15 protein-coding genes are annotated in these 17581 nt (G+C 70.6%); 10 read left to right on the plus strand and 5 right to left on the minus strand.

What is annotated here, in order from left to right:
• Positions 1-374: 374 nt before the first annotated feature.
• The 3 genes from ACFZBU_RS39495 to ACFZBU_RS39505 all read left to right on the plus strand — a co-directional run bounded on the left by ACFZBU_RS39495 (position 375) and on the right by ACFZBU_RS39505 (position 5569).
• Positions 375-1817 carry a site-specific integrase gene (locus ACFZBU_RS39495; RefSeq protein WP_391588593.1) on the plus strand — a complete coding sequence of 481 codons (1443 nt, stop codon included), beginning with the start codon at positions 375-377 and terminating at the stop codon, positions 1815-1817.
• Positions 1817-3895: a hypothetical protein gene (locus ACFZBU_RS39500; protein WP_391588594.1), complete on the plus strand. Its 2079-nt coding sequence runs from the start codon at positions 1817-1819 to the stop codon at positions 3893-3895. The genes ACFZBU_RS39495 and ACFZBU_RS39500 overlap by 1 nt, the downstream gene beginning before the upstream one ends.
• A gap of 636 nt (positions 3896-4531) precedes the next feature.
• A complete protein-coding gene (locus ACFZBU_RS39505; protein ID WP_391588595.1) occupies positions 4532-5569 on the plus strand; it encodes a hypothetical protein in 1038 nt (345 codons plus the stop codon).
• A gap of 120 nt (positions 5570-5689) precedes the next feature.
• Here the strand turns inward: ACFZBU_RS39505 and ACFZBU_RS39510 are convergent, their stop codons facing one another.
• Together ACFZBU_RS39510 and ACFZBU_RS39515 are read right to left on the minus strand one after the other, a co-directional pair.
• A complete protein-coding gene (locus ACFZBU_RS39510) occupies positions 5690-6055 on the minus strand; it encodes a fic family toxin-antitoxin system, toxin component (protein ID WP_391588596.1) in 366 nt (121 codons plus the stop codon).
• 4 nt (positions 6056-6059) lie between these two features.
• The gene (locus tag ACFZBU_RS39515; protein WP_391588597.1) at positions 6060-6260 is read right to left on the minus strand and encodes a hypothetical protein; all 201 of its coding nucleotides are present in this window, start codon (positions 6258-6260) and stop codon (positions 6060-6062) included.
• A 270-nt stretch (positions 6261-6530) separates the two neighbouring features.
• Here ACFZBU_RS39515 and ACFZBU_RS39520 point away from each other — a divergent pair, with 270 nt between their 5' ends.
• Both ACFZBU_RS39520 and ACFZBU_RS39525 read left to right on the plus strand, forming a co-directional pair.
• Positions 6531-6995, plus strand: coding sequence for a hypothetical protein (locus ACFZBU_RS39520; protein ID WP_391588598.1), 465 nt, complete (start codon positions 6531-6533; stop codon positions 6993-6995).
• A 56-nt stretch (positions 6996-7051) separates the two neighbouring features.
• Complete coding sequence (locus tag ACFZBU_RS39525) at positions 7052-7324, plus strand: hypothetical protein (protein WP_391588599.1); 273 nt, start codon at positions 7052-7054, stop codon at positions 7322-7324.
• A 76-nt stretch (positions 7325-7400) separates the two neighbouring features.
• Here the strand turns inward: ACFZBU_RS39525 and ACFZBU_RS39530 are convergent, their stop codons facing one another.
• Positions 7401-8348, minus strand: a complete 948-nt coding sequence (locus ACFZBU_RS39530; RefSeq protein WP_391588600.1) for a hypothetical protein — start codon at positions 8346-8348, stop codon at positions 7401-7403.
• 139 nt (positions 8349-8487) lie between these two features.
• Between ACFZBU_RS39530 and ACFZBU_RS39535 the strand changes: the two genes are divergently transcribed.
• Positions 8488-9084: an HAD hydrolase-like protein gene (locus ACFZBU_RS39535; RefSeq protein ID WP_391588601.1), complete on the plus strand. Its 597-nt coding sequence runs from the start codon at positions 8488-8490 to the stop codon at positions 9082-9084.
• A gap of 218 nt (positions 9085-9302) precedes the next feature.
• Here ACFZBU_RS39535 and ACFZBU_RS39540 read toward each other — a convergent pair whose 3' ends face one another.
• A complete protein-coding gene (locus tag ACFZBU_RS39540; RefSeq protein ID WP_391588602.1) occupies positions 9303-11384 on the minus strand; it encodes a HEAT repeat domain-containing protein in 2082 nt (693 codons plus the stop codon).
• Positions 11385-11505: 121 nt separating this feature from the next.
• A complete protein-coding gene (locus tag ACFZBU_RS39545; protein WP_391588603.1) occupies positions 11506-11913 on the minus strand; it encodes a hypothetical protein in 408 nt (135 codons plus the stop codon).
• Positions 11914-12585: 672 nt separating this feature from the next.
• On the opposite strand from ACFZBU_RS39545, the gene ACFZBU_RS39550 reads away from it, so the two are divergent.
• The 4 genes from ACFZBU_RS39550 to ACFZBU_RS39565 all read left to right on the plus strand — a co-directional run bounded on the left by ACFZBU_RS39550 (position 12586) and on the right by ACFZBU_RS39565 (position 17385).
• Positions 12586-13809, plus strand: coding sequence for a bifunctional DNA primase/polymerase (locus ACFZBU_RS39550; RefSeq protein ID WP_391588604.1), 1224 nt, complete (start codon positions 12586-12588; stop codon positions 13807-13809).
• Positions 13806-15347 carry a phage/plasmid primase, P4 family gene (locus ACFZBU_RS39555; RefSeq protein ID WP_391588605.1) on the plus strand — a complete coding sequence of 514 codons (1542 nt, stop codon included), beginning with the start codon at positions 13806-13808 and terminating at the stop codon, positions 15345-15347. Before ACFZBU_RS39550 ends, ACFZBU_RS39555 begins: the two co-directional genes overlap by 4 nt.
• A 124-nt stretch (positions 15348-15471) precedes the next feature.
• The gene (locus ACFZBU_RS39560; RefSeq protein WP_391588606.1) at positions 15472-15855 is read left to right on the plus strand and encodes a DUF6009 family protein; all 384 of its coding nucleotides are present in this window, start codon (positions 15472-15474) and stop codon (positions 15853-15855) included.
• An 834-nt stretch (positions 15856-16689) separates the two neighbouring features.
• Complete coding sequence (locus tag ACFZBU_RS39565) at positions 16690-17385, plus strand: HNH endonuclease (protein WP_391588607.1); 696 nt, start codon at positions 16690-16692, stop codon at positions 17383-17385.
• Positions 17386-17581: the final 196 nt, after the last annotated feature.

Here is a 17581-nt window from a genome sequence, read left to right on the forward strand (position 1 = left end):
GGCGGCGGGCCCGCGCCGCTTCCGGTTGGGCAAAAGTTCCGAACTTCACGTCCTGCCGGGACCGAGGTGTAGTTCGCCGTGCTGCCCTACGCGCCACAGCCGGGCCTGGGCGGTTGACGCACCGCCGTGCCCGGCCGAACGCGTGCCGTCGTCGCGCGGGTGGTACCGGCCTTACATGATCACGGTCCCTTCCGAGCCGATACTCTCCACGCCGGTCGAATCCCTGCCCCTTATTGGAACTTATGAGCCTAAATGGGACGGTTTTCGTTAGGACCACTCTCCGGGCCTGTCTCAGGTAGGTGAATCGGGTGCGTTTCGTGGTGGTGGATCCGCGTTAGGTTCCAAGCTCCTTCAAGGCTCAGGAGCGGGGATGCGTGGATCATTTCTTCGTCAGTGACGCGAAGGTGCGCCGGTACTTCGAGGCGCCCGACGGCGTGGACGTCGACGGCCGGGAGGTGCTGAGCCGGCCGGGGGCGTTGCCGGACGGGACGCCGTTCGTGGTGGACGCGTCGATGCGGCCGGTGGAGCCGTTATGTTCGTACTTCTTCGAGATGTCCAAGCACGTGGGGGCCAAGACTCTCGCGGACTACGCCTACGACCTGATCGGCCTGGTCGAGTTCCTGGCCGTTCTCGAACCGCCGGTGGACTTGGTGTCGGCGACCGAGGACGACCTCGTCGCCTACCGGCTCCACCGTACGGTGCGCCAGGACACGCCCGTCGCGGCGGCGACGTGGCGTTGCAACCGTGCGGCGATCAACGGTTTCTACACCTGGGCGGTGACGTCGGGATCGTTGCCCGCGAAGCCGTACGTCGCCCGCGCCAACGGCCGTGACGCGCTGTCGTGGGGCAGCGTCAACACGCTCGACGTGCGGCACCTGTCCCACCCCCAATGGCAGATGCTGCACCGCGTCGGCCTGGGCGGTCTCCGGCCGGACGGCGACGTCGACCCGGCGTTCCGGGGGCGGGACCGACTGCGGAACATGGCGGCCGGGGAGCTCGCGGTGACGACGGGGATGCGGCTGCGCGAGTTCACCTGCCTGCTCGACATCGAGGTTGGCCCACCGCGCCCCGACGCGACCGGGGCACCGGTGTTGCTCCAGGCCGTCGCCAAGTACGGCATCGCCCGCCAAGCGGTGATCGGGCACCCTGTGCTGCGCTCGATCGACCTGTATCGCCGGACCGAACGCGCGGTCGCCGTCGAGGCCACACGCCGCACCTTGGCACGGCGCGCGGGCGAGTTGTTCGTGGTCGACGACGTCGACGAGAGCAGGATGCGACTGCGCGGCCGGCTGCACGGCCGCCGGCGGGAGTTCGCGATCTCCGCGATGCCCGCGCCGCTGCGCCGGTTGACGGTGATCGACCGGGGCCGGGGCCCGGAGCCGATGGCGTTGTTCGTCGGCGCGCGGGGCGTGATGCCCGGCAAGTCCCGCTGGGAGCAGATCTTCGCGGCGGCCGCGGCCCGGGCGCGGGCGGCCGCCCCGGAGGCGGGGGTGGTGATGCCGGCCCGGGTGCGGATCCACGACACGCGGCACACGTTCGCAGTGTTCATGCTGGCGATCCTGACCCGGCTGGTGGTGCGGGAGGAGAACGAGCGCCGCGCCGGTGGTTCGGCGTATGTGGCCGGTCATGTGGCGCGGAACCCGTTGCTGACGGTGCAGCGATTGCTGGGGCATCGCAGTCCGGCGACGACCTACCGGTACCTGTACTACCTGGAGCAGACGGAGGCGATCGTGGCGCGGGCCTTGGAGGAGTGGACCGACGCGGACACGAGTTGGGCCGACCAGGCGCGGATCGCGACCGGCTCGGGGGTGCGGTGATGCCGCCGCGCTGGCACCGGGTGCGCTCCGCCCCCGACGCCGACACCGTGCTGCCGGTCGCCGTCGCGGACGCGGATGGGGCTCGGGTGGGACGGCGGGTGATCCCGTACACGCTGCGCGGCATCGTGCGACGGACCACCATCGATCCGGCGCGGTACCGCTGCGCGGTCCTGGCGGGTCAACTCGGCGACGAGGCGGTGATCTACGTGCGCCGGGCCGCGCTCGCGGCACCGGTGGCGGTGACCGGCGCGGTACGGGACTTCCTGCGGTTCGTCGACACCCACCTCGCGGAATCCGACACCGGCCCGGCGTCGGCGACGTTGGGGGCGGGCCCGATCGACATGGCCGAGGTGGTGTTCGCGTGGGAGTGCGACCTGCAACTCAGGTACCCGCCGCCGTCGGCCCAGCCGAACACGAAGGCGAGCAACCTGTTGATCCTGCTGGGGCAACGCGCCGCCCGGATCGAGGGCATGCCGGCCGCCTTGATCGCCCGCACCCGGTCCACGGCGCTGTTCCCCCGCCCGGAGCCGACCCCGTTGGACGAGTTCACCAACGCCGAGCGGCTGGCACTGCAGGGCGCCGCCCGATCGGTGACGCGCGCGATGGAACAGCGCCTTCAGGATGGCCGGGCACGGCTGCGCGAGGGCGGGGATCCGCAGGTGCGCGGGTGGCACGATCCGGCGAACCTGCTGTGGGCCGCCGCGCGGGGAATGCTCGGCGGGGAAGCACTCGCCCGGGGCCTGGGACGCGACCCCGCACAATGGCCGCCATCGGTGCGCGCGATGGCGGAGCGGGCGCACCGGCCGGGTCCGCACGCGGCGGCGACCGCGGTGGTGCGGGCGAGCGCGGACGCGTTGTTCCCGCGCGAGGGGGAACTGCAGGCGTTTCGGATCCTGTTGCTGCTGACCATGGGCTGCACGCCCGAGGAACTCCTCGATCTGCGCGTCGGCGACGTCGAGTTCGGCGACGGCGGGGTGCGCGTGACGCAGACCAAGGCACGCGCGGGCCGCGCTCGCGCCCGATGGCACCCGGGCGGGGCCCGCTGGGACACCGCGGGGCTGCTGCGCCGCCTGGTCGACGCCACCGAAGCGGTGCGTCGCGCGCATCCGGACTGTACGTGGCTGTTCGCCCTCGGGCGGGTCACCGCCTCGGGGCCGGCGAGGGTGCGGGGCGATCTGGCGCGGTTCAACACGCCCGAGGACCGCTTCGGCGCCTGGATCGCCGAACAGCGCGACGAGGACGGTCGGCGGTTGGTGATCTCCCTTCCGCACCAGGTGCGGCGGTTGCGCAAGACGGCCAAGACCGCGAAGGTCGTCGCCCTGGGCGGCACGCTCAGCGACCTGGCGGGCGACGACCACCACGTCGAGGTGTTCCGCGGGCACTACGCGCACGGCACCACCGCCCACGTCCTGGCCGGCCGTGCGATCACCACCGCCCAACAACGGGTGTTCGAGCGCGCGACGCGCGGCCCGATCCTCCTCGACGAGGCCGCCGTCGACCTCCTCGACGAGCCGTCACAGCAGGCCGCGGTCGCGATGACGCCCGCACAGGCGGCGGCGATGCGCGCGGGCGAGTTGGACATGGGCCTGACCCACTGCCGCGACCCCTACGACTCCCCGTACACCCCGGGCCGGTCCCTGTGCCACGTGGCGCCGTTGATGTGCATGTTGTGCCGCAACGCGGTCGTCTTCCCGACGCAACTGCCCCGCCTGGTGCTGCTGGCCGAGCACATCGAACGCATGCGCGCCGCGTTGGCGCCGCCGCACTGGCAGGCGGTGTGGGGCGCCCAGGCCGCGGCCCTGGAGGAGGTGTTCCGCGAGTGCGCGGACCTGATGCCCGCCGCCCGGGAGCGAGCCGCGGCCGACGAGGCGCGCCTGGACCTGCCGTCGCTACGTCGCCGGGCTCTCGTTCGCCTCCTGCGCGAGGACGGCCAAGGCCGCCTTCTTGAGGGTGTCGCGGTCGTCGGCACCGGGTGCGCCGGCTTCCTCACGGGCGGCGATCAGGGCCTGCATTGCGGTCATTCGCGCCGCCCGCGCCCGGTCCAGCGCGGGAGCGTCGTGGGCCTCGGCTACGCGTAGGCATTCGAGGTGGGCGCGTTCGAACGCGAGTTGGCGGTCGGTCGGAAGTGGAAGTGTTCCGACGCCGAGAGGTCAGGCATTTGTTCGATCGTACGGGCCGGGCCCGTCGACGGCGGCGCGACACTCCGTCGTCGACGGGCATGGGCTGTGTGGCTCCGACGTGGCCGCGCCCGAACCTGCGGGCGCGGCCGATGCCGGCCTACGCGATCATCTTGTGCAGCCCTCCGGCCACCCCGATCGCCACCATGATGGCGGCGACGGCGCCTGCGGCCACGAGGCCGACGCCGCCCGCGACCGCGCTTGCGGTCAGGATCACCGCCCACCGAAGCGGAAGCCGGCGAGGCTCCCGGTTACCGAGCTCGTTTCGAAGTCGTACATTTGACACTGGGTCTCCTAGTGGTTGTGAACCCGACGGAAGCGGCCCCGGTTGCCCCCGGGGCCGTTCGCGTTCCCGCGAACGGTGGCTCCGCCGAGCCGAGGTAAGCGGGGCGATTCCCCTGCTCTGCGTCAATGGTCCTCTCGTTTCGAGGACCTGCCCGGCCGTTTGAGCAACGCTTTGATCCGCACTGGAGAGTGCTAGATAGTATTAGCTCTCTTGTGCGGATCAAAGCGTTGTGCTCAAACGGAGGTAGATTCGTGGTGGCCGACGTCGCCGACCTGATTCAGCGCCGGGAACGGCGCTTGTTGAACCAGAAGCACCAGCGGCATGCGCTCGTGCTCGAAACGCTGCGGCGGGTGTGGGAGCAGGGTCGACGACCCGACTCCATCCGCCTGCGCCACGAGTTCGTCCTGGGCGGCGACGGCGTCGCACCACCCCTGTCGCGGCTGATGCGGTCTCGGGGGAGCGCCCTGCGCTTCTATCTGCTGGCGATCTTCGACGCGCAGTGCCGGCTGGCGATCGGGGAGAGCGTGTCCCCGAACACTCGGCCCTTGAACGGCGGAGGCCAGGTGGACGGTTGGGCGGACTTCATCTCGATCGACGCCGCGTACGACGGCGTCACGGGGACCTACCTTCGCTCCACGAAGCAGACGCGGACCGAGACCACCGCCCGCCTCCGGCAGGTCCAAGGGGCACTCAGGACGCTGGAGCAGGAGCACCTCGTCTTGATCCCGACGAAGCCGTCCAAGGGAGACCGGGACTACGGCCGATTCCAGTTGTTGAGCGACGACAGCCGCGGGAATCGCCCCACCCCGCACGTCTACCGGGTCCCCTCCTCCGGCCTGTTGCGGCCACTGGTCCCCCGGGACTTCTTCCTACACGGCTGGGTGCACGTCCTGTCGCCCTCGGAGATCGTCACCTGGCTCGTGCTGCGGCTCCTGCGCAAGCGCTTCCCGGACAGCCACGACGAGTCCGGCGTGTTCCTGTACGCGGATGCCCGCGAGGGCCAGTTCGGTCTCAAACGCGACGCCTACGAGGACGGTTGCGCCATGCTTCAGCGTCTGGGGCTGATCCGAAGGGCGAGCAAGCACACGGCCCTCGAAGCGCTGACGTGGGAAACGTTGTATCAGCAACCGAATAGGCCGCAGCGCTACGAGCCGTACCGCTACCAGTTGACCGACGAAGGTCTGGCCCAGGACGCCATGGCGTCGTGCCTAAAGGTGTTGGTGCTGGAGAAGAAGCGGCTGGCCGAGCGTGCGCGGGATCGGGCGGACGCCGAGAACGAGGTGCCCTGAGCCCCGGCCCGCTCGCGGCCCGGGGTCGTGAATACTCGCGACGGCCCTACCTCGTCGGCAGGTGGATTCCCCGATGAACGCGGACCGGGCCCCGAGAACGGCAACGCGCGGTGTGCCGGATCAGGTGGTCAGGGTGCGGATGCGGGCGGCAGTCTCGGCGACGTCGGCGCGTCCCTCGGCGGCGTCGACGGCCAGGGCCGCCCATTTCGCGGGGTCCGGGTCGATGGTGACGCCCAGATCGTCGAGGTAGGCGGCGGCCACCGCGGCGGCGAAGGTGGCGTTGTGGGCCTCGAGTGCGGGGACCCGGGCGAGAGAGTGCAGGAGCGCGGCGGCCCTGGCACGCGATCCCTGGTAGACCTCCATGCCCATCACGACGCCCTGGTGGCGTGCGACGGCGGCGATCAGGGCTCCGAAGTCGGTGACGGTGGGGTCCTCGATCTCCTCGGCGAGTTCGAGGAGTTCGGCGAGGGTGACGTATCGGGGCACGCGGCTACGCGGCGTCGACGGCGCGGTCGGCCTCGGCGAAGGCCGGGTCCTGGACCCAGGCGTCGAACCGACTGTGGGCCTTGTCGACGAAGGCGCCGGTCGCGGTGGACACGACGTAGTCGTGGACGGTCGTGCCGCGCTCGGCGGCGCGCTCGCGCAGCGCCGCGAGTTCGGCGTCGGTGAACTCGATGCTGGTGTCGCTCATGGATGCACGGTATCGCCCGCAGCTCTCGACGGGGGAGGCATCGGCACGGTCGGGTTCGCGGTGCCGGGGCGGAACGACCCCAAAGTGGTCAGCCCGTTCGTACCATTAGCGGACGCGCCTCTCGTCGCCAGCGGTGAGGCGCGACGCTGCGGCACGCGTCACACGCCCGCAGGCAATTCGAACGAGGTCGCAGCCCTCGCGTCACCGATTACGAGGGTGGACACGCCGACGGCGTGCGTTTTCAGCCGGCGAGGGTCGATAATCGAACATATGTACGGCAATGGCGACGACGAGACCCCAGCCTGGGAAAAGCCGAGTCGATTCGCCCATGTCCTGGCCGACGCCGCGGCTCCCAAGGAGCGGGGGCGGGAGGGGATCGCGCCGCCGGGGTGGCCGCGAGGCGTCCAACCGCCGGGTCTACCCGGCTGGGAGGACACGGCCGTCGCCTGGCTGTTCGACCTGTGTCCGAGCGGCTACCGCGGTCACGAGGTGTTGCGCAAACATCCGCTGATCCTTGCTCGGATGGCCCGCCAGCACGTATCGGCGGCGCTCGCTGCGGCCCGCCACGGATACGGGACGGCCCGAACCGAGCTCGGCGACACGGTGCCCGCAGCCGTCCTCGACGCGGTGCTGCGGATGTACGAGTACGAGGGGTCACGCGCGGCGGCGACCGAGCGTGCGGTCCGCCTGGTCGAGGAAGCCCTCGGCGGCGACCGCTGGGAGCCACGTCTGTAGCCGGGGCACGGTCGATGGACGGGCACGTGCGCGTCTCCGCGCGCAAACTATGACGTATGGAGCGCGCCAATGACTCGGGCCTGCCCGCCGACGTCGACGAGATCATGGACTTGATCGGCGTGGAGGCCGAGATGTCCGGCTGCTTCAAGTGGAACGAGCAGGCGAAGGTCAAGGCCGACATGATGAACGTGCCGCGCCGTTGGCAACCGTCCCGGGTTTCCGCCGAGGCGCTCCGCGAGAAGTGCCGAGTGGTCGGGCTGGCGGAGGACGAGACCGTCAAAATCGCGCAGTACCGCAACTTCCGCTTCGAGCAGGAGCCGACGGATTGATGCGCGAGCCACCGGCATCGATCCGGGCGGTCGGCTGGTCAGGAAAGCCCCCTGTGGCCCGGGCCCGCGTCAGTCATCAGAACGTCGGCGTCGGGCTCGCCGCAACGCGGCAAACCCATCCACGACACCCGCTTGAGAGCGCGGCTATGGCACCGACACCACGAAGGCGCCCCGACTCCACAGTCCGGAATCCACCCACCGAACGATGCGGCGTTCCGATCAGGTTCCCTGAATCAGCGGGGGGCGGAGTGCCGGGGCCGGTCCCGAGGGCAACGAGGCACTCGTCGGCACCCGCGTCGTGCTCGGGCCCGAACCTCTTGCTGCGGGCGCGTTCGAGCGCTGCGGGCTCGTGCCAGTGAACGAACTCGCCGCTGACGCGTCGGATCGGCGGTGCCCCGGCGGGCCGGCGCACGACCCCCAGAGGTGTCACCCACCGCAGGATCAGGGCCACCCAGAACGCGCTGCTGCCGTACTGGCGCAGCGTCCGCGGATCGCAGTGGAGGGCATGTCCGGGCGGTAGGTCGACATCGGTGCTGCGCCCGCGCCTGCCCGGCTCGGGGAGCAGACGGGGCAGCGATCCGAACTCGCTGCAGTCGAGTGTCCCGTGGCGCAGGTATCCGTCGGCGAGGGAGGTGGGCACCACGGTGGCGAAGGCGGTGTCGCCGTCGTGGGCGAGGACGTACACCGAGGTGACGGTGTGGCGCGGGTCGAGCAACAGGCCGGGGCCGGCGCCGTCCTGGTGCACGGGCATCGCGGCGGGTCCCCGGTGGACGAGGATCCTGCTCGATTCGACGTCCAGGTCCGGGCCGAGCATGTTCCGGACCAGGGTGAGCGCCTCGGTGGTGTCGGCCAGGCGTTGGATCAGCGGCCAGTGCTCGAGGTGCATGTCGTCGACGCGGGCTGCGCCGTCGGCGGCCGCCAGGGCCGCGTCGGCGAACGTAGCGAGCGTATGCGGTCGGTGTTGTGGGTCGCACCAGGTGTCCCAGGCGCTGCCCGACCAGGGCAGCGGTGAGGCCGTGCGCATGGCGTGGTCGAGGCGGCCGTTGTGCGCGTACGGGGAGTCCGGGGGAAGTACCGGTGTCCCGGCAGGCGCGGGCGGGGCGGGGGGCGCTCGGGTGGCGCCGCCCCGGCGGGAGAACGGGCAGGTTGCCCGAGGTCATCACATGCTCCAGGTCGGTCGTGTCGGGCGCCCGGCTGGCGCGGGGGCGCCGGCCGGGGCGTCGGGCTTCGCCGAGACCGCCGAGCTCCACGGACTGGACCCCCGAGGCTACGACTTCGCCGCCTTCGCACAGGCCTTGGCCGAGGGGTACCGCGAGCGGGCGGGCGATATGCGCGAGCGCGGGCGCGCCCTGCCGGGGGCCGCGGCGATCCTGGCCGCGCTGGACGCGACCGAGGGTGTCGTTCAAACCGTGGTCAGCGGCAATCCCCGCACCGTGAGTCTCGTCAAGCTGGCCATGTTCGGCCTGGACACGGCCATCGACTTCTCTCTCGGGGCGTACGGGGATGATCACACCGAACGCCCCGAACTGGTCCGCACGGCGCGCCGGCTCGCCGGCGAGCGCCACGGCGTCGCGTTCGATCGCGGCAACACGTTCATCGTTGGCGACACGCCGTCCGACGTGGACGCGGGGCTGCGCGGCGGCGCGACGGTCGTCGCGGTCACCACCGGCAACAGCGACGCCCGGGAACTGTCGGGCGCCGCGCACGTTGTCGCCGACCTGTCCGACACCTCGGCCGTCACGGCGTTGCTCCTCGGCTGACCGCCCGCAGGCGTCGGATCGAACCGGCGCGAGCACACCGTTGGGCGGTCGTGTCGCCGCGTTGTTGCTGCCGACGCGGGAGCCCCGGGCGGGGGGGCAGTCCGGTCACTTCTGTGGACACGCTGCCGGAAGCCGCCGGGTACTCAGCGGGAGCGGAGTGCCGGGGCCGGGCCCGGACGAGTTCGACGCGTCCGGGCCTGTGGTGTCCGGTGGCGCGGTCAGTCGAACTTCGCGAGGACCCGCCGGGTGTACCGCTGTAGTTCCTCGTCGCTTTCGATCGCCCTGGCCCAGCCGTCGCGGTGCGCGAGCGCCAGGGCGGCCCGGAGCGTGGGCATCGCGGGTTCCGCGGCCGCCCCCATGCGGTCCAGGCACGCCACGATGTGGTTGGCCGTGGAGGAGTTCTCCTCCCACGCCCGCAGCAGTGTGTCCAGCACGGTCTGTGTCTCCGGCTCCCCGAAGAGGTCCCACAGTGCGGTGGCGGCGTGGACGCGCTGCCACTCGTAGTTGTCCGTCAGCGCTTCCCGCAGGTGCGTCACCAGTACGGGCGGGGCGGGTGGGCCGATGCGTCCCAGCAGGTCGCCCACCTCGCGAATCCAGTAGTCCCCTTCGGATTCCGCCAGTTCGACGATCGCCGCGTGCACCTCGTCGCGGGCGCCGCCGAGGGCGTGCAGGGTCCGAATGGCGGCGATTCGGACGCGGGTCTCGGGGGCCTTGGTCAACCGCCGGGCCAGGGGCAGGGCGTCCGCGGCGGCCGGTCCGAACGGTGCCAAGGCATTCAGGGCCGCAACGGTGCTGTCCCGGTGCTGGTCGCGTGCGGCGGCGACCAGCGTGTCGACGATCGCGGGCACGGCGCTCGCGTCCCCGAGTCGAGACAGGGCATCCATCAGCGCAGGCGCGGTGCCCTCGAACCACGACCGCGTGAGATCCGCGTCGCGCAGATGCCCGCACAACCGGGGCACCAGGACGGGGGACTCCTGTGGCAGCCGGCCCGCGACCTGGAACGCCCGCCAGGCGTCGACGCCGCCGTCCAACGCCACCAGCAGAGACGGCAACGCCCGCACATCCCCGAACCGGGCCAACCCACACACCGCCGTCTGGTGCGCCCGCCGCAACTCCAGGTCGGAATCCGCCCACACGTCGGGGCCGTACTCGACGCGCTGCGCCGCGACGTGCGCGCCCAGTGCCTCCCTGGCCGGCTCCGCGATCGCGTGGCAGGCGTCCAGGACGGCGGCGGCCTCCGCGGCGACCTCCCGATCCCGTGCGCCGAGTTGTTCCGCGACCAGCAGCACCAGGGGCGTGTGGTCGCCGCGCCAGTCCTTCATCAGATCGCCGGCCATGCGTATCGCGTCCAGGCGCGTGCCCGGGTCCGGGCTGCGCAGCTGCGCCGTCAGCAACTCGGAGCGCGGCGCGACGCGTTCGGCGAGTGCCTCGTGGAGGGTGCGGAGCGTACGGGTGGTGTACGCGTGCACGCGGTTGGACCGTTCGAGGTGGTCGAACGCGGCGACGACCTGCGGCGGCACATCCTGGGTCGTCGCCGTTTCGGGTGTGGGATGCCGCCATGTCCGTTCCGAGGGGGCGTCGACCGCGAGTTCCTCGAGCAGCTCGACGGCCGCCGCGACGACCTCCCGCCCGGCCGAGTCCGGGGTGCAGCGGGTGTGTTGGGCCAGGGCCGCCAGTCGGGTCTGCGCGTCCGCGTCCGGGTCGACGGCCACGGTGGCGAGCCATGTGCGCGCGTGCTCGGAGACGGCCGCAAGCCGCAGGGCGAGCGTCGCCATGGCCTCGACGACCGCCAACCGCTCGACAAGCCCGTCTTCGGCCGGCAGCCGGTCACGCAGCAGCGCGACGGCCCGGGCGCCGCCGCCTTCGTCGACGAACAGTGCCAGCGCGGGGATCGCCGCACGCCGCACGCACAGGTCGGGATCGCCCGTGAACGCGACGAGGGTGTCGGCGCGTCGCCGTAGTTCGGCCACCGCATCCAGCCATGCCGGGAGAGGGTCATCGGTCCGGTGGTCCAGGGATGCCATGGCGTCGTCCCCGATGCCGACGATCAACTCCACCACAGCGGCACGATCGGGCGTGCCGGGATCGCAGGCCAACTCCAACAGGAACGGCAGGCTCGCGGCGGTCGGTTCGTACACGCTGTTCTGGTGGTAGACGGCGCCGTAGAACTCGCCGAACGCCTCGTTGCGCTCCTTCACGTCCGCCGAGCGCATGGACCGCAGGAGAGCCGGCACCTCCTCGGCCGAGCCGTACGCGTGCTCCATCGAAGCCCAGTCGATGTCATCAAGTCCGGTGAACATGCGGGCAATGTGCCGTACCCGACCGACAGTTACGCATGCGCACCGAGTCCGGAACACCTCGTGGCAGCAAGTCGTGGGACCCCCAGGCGGCGAGAGTCGATCGTGTCGGACTTGAGATCCTTCAAACGGGAAGCTGCCCTGGTGGCCAAAGCCACCAGGGTGCCGCGTCGGTGCACCCGAGGACCGGATAGAGGGTCGGGTGTCGTTCGTCGTGCTCAAGGTGCTCGCCGGGCACGGTGACCAGGGTTCGGTGATGGTTGCCCGGGTGCAGGAGCAGCGCCCCGGGAACGCCCTGGCACCACACCACCACTGCGGTATTGCGCGGTGATGGTCGTTCCGGCGCCGGTGGGGCGTCGAGGCCGCGCAACAGCATTGCGGCCGGGAGGTGTTCCACGTGCTCAACGCGCGCGTACCCGACATCGCGGGCCGTGGTGTGGCAGGCATCGACCTGCAGGTAGTGGCCGGCTCGAATGCGGGTGTGTCTCCGTGCGGTCCGGGGGTTTTGCTCTTTCGTCTCCTGCTGGTCCATGGTCCTCCGGCGGATTTCATCGCGGTCGTTTCGAGAGAGCGTGGAGCGAACCCTGGCTCGCGGAGGGCCGTCGTCCCGAAGGGTGCCGGGAGCCTATCTCGGGGCGGGGTCCCACGCGGGGCGGTCATCCGTTTCGGACGCTCGACCATCGCGCCGCCCGGCGGTGAGGGTCCGTTCCTGGGCGGATGCGTCGGCACGCGGCCCCGATCTCTGGTGAGAGCCACGGGCCGGGGTGATGCCGGCCTGCGCGGCTGCGGGTGCGGCGCGGTGCTGGGGCTCGTGTCTTTCGGTCCCTGCTTTCGGTCCCTGCTTTCGGTCCCTGTGAGAAAGGCCCAGGTCAGAGGCCTGATGGTCGAGGATTGGAGGGGCGGGAGGGACGGAAGGGACTGAAAATTCCAGTTCCGTTGATTGTGCGCGCGCGTATACGCGGGCGTGAGGGGTGGCCCTGGAGCGTTCATAATGCGAAATCTCGGTCCCTTCCGTCCCTGGCCGGCCGCCATCAGGCCTCTGACCTGGCTTTTTGTACAGGGACGGAAAAGAGAGGGACAGAGAGGAGGGACAGAAGAAGAATTTCCTGGAGCCGCGCCAGGGCGGTCCGGGGCCCAAGGGCAGCCCGGGGCCTGTTTCGGCGCATGGGAGTGACCGGAGGGACTGAAGGAATGAACATTCGCGATGTCGTGCCGCCCGGCCGGGCATGCTGCGCTAGGCTCTGATTCTCGTTCGAAACTTCAGTCCCTTCCGTCCCTGAACCATCTTGGAAAGCTCTCTGACCAGCACTTTCATCCAGGGGCAGAAAGTGACCGGCCCAGTCCCTCGACAAGGAAGACCGTGCGGAGCCACAGCCAGGAGACGACACGGAACAGGGACTCCCGCCCCGGCGCCGTCGCCCGCTGGTGCGCGCGAAACGGTTGGCCGGTTCATCCCCTGGCGGCGGGCCGCAAGGTTCCGGCCGCCAACTGTGACCGCTGCCGTCAGGCTCGGCACGACCCCCGGGAATGTCCGTGCCGGCCGGCGGGTCGCTGGTGTCACGGTTTCCACGCCGCGACCACCGACCTCGAACTCATCGACGCGTGGTGGGGCTCGAACCCCCGCCTGGGTGTGGGGGTTTCCTGCGGCCCGGCGAATCTCCTCGTGCTCGACGTCGACGCCCACTCCGTGGCCGTGCCCCATCGTGATCGGCTGCTCCCGGGCATTCCCATCCACGAGAGCGTCGACCTGACCGGGCTCGCCTCGGGGTTCGACACCCTCGCCCTCCTGGCTGCCTATCGCGGGCATCCCGACCCCGTCGACGACACCTCCACCCTGCGCGTTCGGACGCCCTCAGGAGGCATGCACATCTGGTACCGAACAGACCCGGGCGACCACTACCGATCCTCGACCGGCTCGAGCCCGAACACGGCCCTGGCCTGGCAGGTCGACATCCGCGCCCATGGCGGCTACATCGTCGCGCCCACCACCCGCGTGCCCGCCGGCTCCTACCGTCCCGTCGGGCCCACGCGGGTGCCTGCTCCGCTGCCGGCGTGGCTCGCCGACGACCTCCGTCGCACCGGTCACACCGTCGCGGACCGCCCCTCGGCACCGCCGCCCCCGCCGCCCACCCGCACGGGCCGAGGCCGCGGGAAGGACGCCCTGCGGAGCCTCGCGCCGTTGCTGGAGACGGTGGCCGCGTGCGCCGCGAGCCCTCAGGGCGCGGGGTTCAGCGACAAACTCAATCGTGCCGCCTACACCGCGGGCGGTCTCGTCGCGGCGGGCTGGCTCACCGAGGCCCGGGCGCGGGAACTCCTCGACGAGGCGGCCGACGTCGCCCGCCCGCACCAACGACGCCGCAGCGCGTCCATCATCGCCTCCGCCCTGTCCGCCGGCGCGCGGCGCCCGCTCCACGGAGAACGCCCATGAACAGCGACCGCCAGGGCGGTGAGCGGCTCTTCGACGCTCCCGCAGCCGCCCAGCAGATGCTGGCCCTCCAGGTGGCCTCACACGCCGCCGTGCCCGCACAACACGGCGGGCCGCCGTCCTCGGCGCAGCAGACCGCGACCGTCGGGCAACTGCCCACCATGCTCAGCGACCGCGGGAACGCGAAGCTGTTCGCGTCGATGTACGGCGACAGGTTCCGCCACGTGGACGGCCTGGGCTGGTTCGCCTGGGACGGCTACCGGTGGATGAGGGCCGGCGGTGAGAAGGCGGTGGTGTGGGCGGCCGGGGACATGGCCGAACAGATGCCCACCACCGACCCCGGCGAGATGTTCCGTGACCGGGAGCTGCGCGAGCACCGCAAGCGCTCGATGTCGACGTCCGGTATCAAGGCGATGCTCGTCCAGGCCAAGGCCGCCCCCGGTCTCGCGCTCGGCGCCGACATCCTCGACGGCGACCCCTACGCCCTGTGCACCCCGGGCGGGGTGGTGGACCTGCACACCGGCGCGCTGCAAAAGCCCGACCCGCTCAAGGACATGCACTCGCGCGCCACCTCGGTCGCCCCGGTGAACACCCCCACCCCGCGTTGGCACAGGTTCCTCACCGACACCTTCGGCGACGACGCCCGGGGGCGCGAGACGATCGACTTCCTCCATCTCCTCCTGGGCTACTCCATCACCGGCGACGTCGGCGCCCAGGTCCTCCCGTTCCTGTACGGCTCGGGCAAGAACGGCAAGAGCGTGCTCCTGGACGTGATGACGCAGATCCTCGGCGACTACGCGCAGGCCGCGCCGCCCGGATTCCTCATGGAGAAGGGCAAGTACAACGAGCACAGCACCGAACTGACCGAACTCCACGGCCGCCGCATGGTGGTGTGCAGCGAACTCAAACCGAACGACAAGTTCGACGAGGCCCGCGTCAAGCTCCTCACCGGCGGCGACCGGATCATGGCCCGACGCATGCGCCAGGACTTCTTCTCCTTCACCCCCACCCACAAACTGTGGCTCCTGGGCAACCACCGCCCCGAGGTCGGCACCGGCGGCTACGCCTTCTGGCGCAGGATCCGCCTGATCCCCTTCGAACGCGTCGTCCCCGCCTCCCGCAAGATCGACAACCTGGCCAAGGAACTCGTCGACAGCGAGGGACCGGGCATCCTGCAATGGCTCATCCAGGGCGCCGGCCGCTACCTGGCCACCCGCGACCCCCTCGACGGCCCCGACCTGGTCCGCACCGCCACCCAGGCCTACGCCACCACCGAGGACCACATCGGCCGCTTCCTCGAGGAACGCTGCACCACCACCGGCGCGAACGGGGCCCGGGACCCCAAGGTCGAACAAGGCCTCCTCTACGCCACCTACAGCGCGTGGTGCGCCGCCGGCGAGGGCATCCGCCCGGCCACCGGACGAGCATTCGCCACCCGCGTCCGCCACGAACTCGGCCTGTCCTCACCGGCCGACATGACCAGGTCCAACGGCGCCCGCTACTACCCCGGCCTGGGCCTGCTCCCCGACGACGCCGACTAGCCCGCCACGCGCACCCGCCACACCGATCCGCTCGTCCCTTCCGACACCACCCACCTACCATGGATCGCGACGACCGACGCGACCACCACCCGGCGGCACCGCCCGACGACGAGATGAGGCCCGCATGAGTTCGCTGCTGAACGACGGTGATCTCGGCCACGAGACCACCGTGGTGTGGGTGGAGGACCCCGAACGCCTCGACTACGTCCGCCAATCCCTGGACAAGACGCCGCGCCGCCGCGGCAAACCCCGATACGAGCGCGACGGCCGCATGATCGGATACACGGAACTCGACGAACACGCGGAAGCGGACCCCGACAGCGGTCTGCACCTGCGCCGCGTCTTCTTCCTGCTGCCCCACGACCGCGACACCCAGCCCACCGGGCTGTACGAGGACGGGGCCCCGGGCGAGGCGGTCGACCCCAGCACCATCGAACCCGGCCGAGTGGGCGAGAAGACGCCCCGCTCGCAACGAGGTTCCGCCGAGATATCGACCGCAGGCCGTTGAGGGGCTGACCAAGGCCGTCGATGTCCGTCTAGACCGTATGGCCGTGTCTGGGGCGTGGACGCAAGCCGAACGTTCGGGTCCGGTGTGAATCGGGATGTCGGGCACCGTGGGGTGCCGTCGGACCTGCCTCGCCGATCAGGCTTCGGCGTTATTCCGAAGCTCCGTCCCTTCGGTCCCTTGCTGGTCACACGCACGCCTGTGACCTGGTGGTTTCCCAAGGGACTGAATGCGGGTCGAACCTTCGGTCCCGTTGCTCGCGCCGTGCACGATGACACAGCTCCGTATCTCTGCGGAATTTTGTCGGCCCGCCGGGACGTCCAAGCAGCCCAGGCGCGGGTGTAAATACAGGTACGCAACGACCCAGTCGAAGAGGCGGCGATGTAATCGCGCATGCGCGGACGGGAGGCACGGACGGTGAGGCGAGTCGTAATGCGAATCTCGGTCCCTTCCGTCCCTGTCCCTCGGCAACAGGCTGTCTGAACTGCGCTTTCCGACAGGAGCATCGAGGGTTCACGCGAGGACAAAGGCTCGATTCACGACCTCGATCGCGGGCCGGCTTGGTCGACCGACGTCACGCCGCGCCGGGTCGGGCCCGGTGGATCTCGTCGCCGTAGCCGTCATGCACGGCCTGGGGGCGGATTCGCGAAGTCGGGCGGCGGTCTACTCCAACCGTCACCGCCCAAGTCCTGATTGCCGGAGCGTCCGGTCCCACCACAACCGTCGAGGACGAGGCGCCGTCCGCCGGGTCCGGGACATGCCCTCGTTTGAGTGCGTGGCCGATAGCCTGAGTATTTGGGGCGGCGGCGGAGACGCTGCGTATACGAAGGTGGGGCCATGGGCAGAAGGCTCAGGGATCCGGTGGGGCCATCGTGCGTACAGGGGTGGCAGGTGCTGTGGCCTCATCCGCAAGGGGAGTACGAGCTCGCGATGCAAATGCGCGTGGACGAGGCTGGTCGGGACAATCGCTGGTACGCCCTCATCTGCACGAAGCACCAGCACCCCTTTGACATCGGCTGGTTCATGCTCGCTGCGCGCGCATACGAGAGGAACAAGCTCTGGTGCCCCGGCTGTACCCCGAGCGCCCACACCATCCCTGAGCAGGTCGCCGCACCGGGACCGGTCAGGCGGGCGCTGTCGGAGTACCACCAACGAGTGCTGGTCCTCGAATCCTCGCAACGGGAGGGCAGTTCCCCGACGGAGACGACGAGGCTTCTGCGGAATCGCTCCCGTGCGGCAAGGTCCCTGGTCATCGACCGGTCCGGCGGGTGTTGCGAGAGTCCCGAGTGCGCCAGCCCCGATTTTTCTGAGATCTCGACGACCGGCGACCCGATCCTCGAAGTCGACCACGTGCAGGATCTCGCGCGCGATGGCGAGGACCACCCCGCCAACATGATCGCGTTGTGCACGAACTGCCATGCGGTCAAGACGCGCGGACGGCGCGCCGAACAGCTCCGGAAGACCCTTCGCGTGACCGCGACAGAACTCCACGACAAGGCAATGGCAGAGCACAGCCGCTACTTGGCTCGGTGACCTAGAACCGTCTCCTCCTCGCGCCCAGGTCCGCCGAGGACCGCGTCATCGGTCGCGTACCGACCTCGACGACCTGGGCCCCGGACGAGAGGCTCCGGCAATATGCGGCTCCAGGGCCGGAACTCGACCCCGATGCGCGCAGTACGTTGCGACGGGATCGACTGCCGGTCGCCGCCGCGTTCGCGAGGTTGCTGCG

It is taken from the genome of Embleya sp. NPDC008237 (genome assembly GCF_042956465.1).
Taxonomy (GTDB): Bacteria; Actinomycetota; Actinomycetes; order Streptomycetales; family Streptomycetaceae; genus Embleya.

Excerpts from the sequence above, each read along its gene's own strand:
- ACFZBU_RS39555 (WP_391588605.1), top strand. The coding sequence starts at position 13,806 with ATGAACAGCGACCGCCAGGGCGGTGAGCGGCTCTTCGACGCTCCCGCA.
- ACFZBU_RS39550 (WP_391588604.1), top strand. The coding sequence starts at position 12,586 with ATGTCGTGCCGCCCGGCCGGGCATGCTGCGCTAGGCTCTGATTCTCGT.
- ACFZBU_RS39565 (WP_391588607.1), top strand. The coding sequence starts at position 16,690 with ATGGGCAGAAGGCTCAGGGATCCGGTGGGGCCATCGTGCGTACAGGGG.
- ACFZBU_RS39500 (WP_391588594.1), top strand. The coding sequence starts at position 1,817 with ATGCCGCCGCGCTGGCACCGGGTGCGCTCCGCCCCCGACGCCGACACC.
- ACFZBU_RS39530 (WP_391588600.1), bottom strand. The coding sequence starts at position 8,348 with ATGCGCACGGCCTCACCGCTGCCCTGGTCGGGCAGCGCCTGGGACACC.
- ACFZBU_RS39520 (WP_391588598.1), top strand. The coding sequence starts at position 6,531 with ATGTACGGCAATGGCGACGACGAGACCCCAGCCTGGGAAAAGCCGAGT.
- ACFZBU_RS39560 (WP_391588606.1), top strand. The coding sequence starts at position 15,472 with ATGAGTTCGCTGCTGAACGACGGTGATCTCGGCCACGAGACCACCGTG.
- ACFZBU_RS39545 (WP_391588603.1), bottom strand. The coding sequence starts at position 11,913 with ATGGACCAGCAGGAGACGAAAGAGCAAAACCCCCGGACCGCACGGAGA.
- ACFZBU_RS39535 (WP_391588601.1), top strand. The coding sequence starts at position 8,488 with ATGCTCCAGGTCGGTCGTGTCGGGCGCCCGGCTGGCGCGGGGGCGCCG.
- ACFZBU_RS39525 (WP_391588599.1), top strand. The coding sequence starts at position 7,052 with ATGGAGCGCGCCAATGACTCGGGCCTGCCCGCCGACGTCGACGAGATC.
- ACFZBU_RS39540 (WP_391588602.1), bottom strand. The coding sequence starts at position 11,384 with ATGTTCACCGGACTTGATGACATCGACTGGGCTTCGATGGAGCACGCG.
- ACFZBU_RS39515 (WP_391588597.1), bottom strand. The coding sequence starts at position 6,260 with ATGAGCGACACCAGCATCGAGTTCACCGACGCCGAACTCGCGGCGCTG.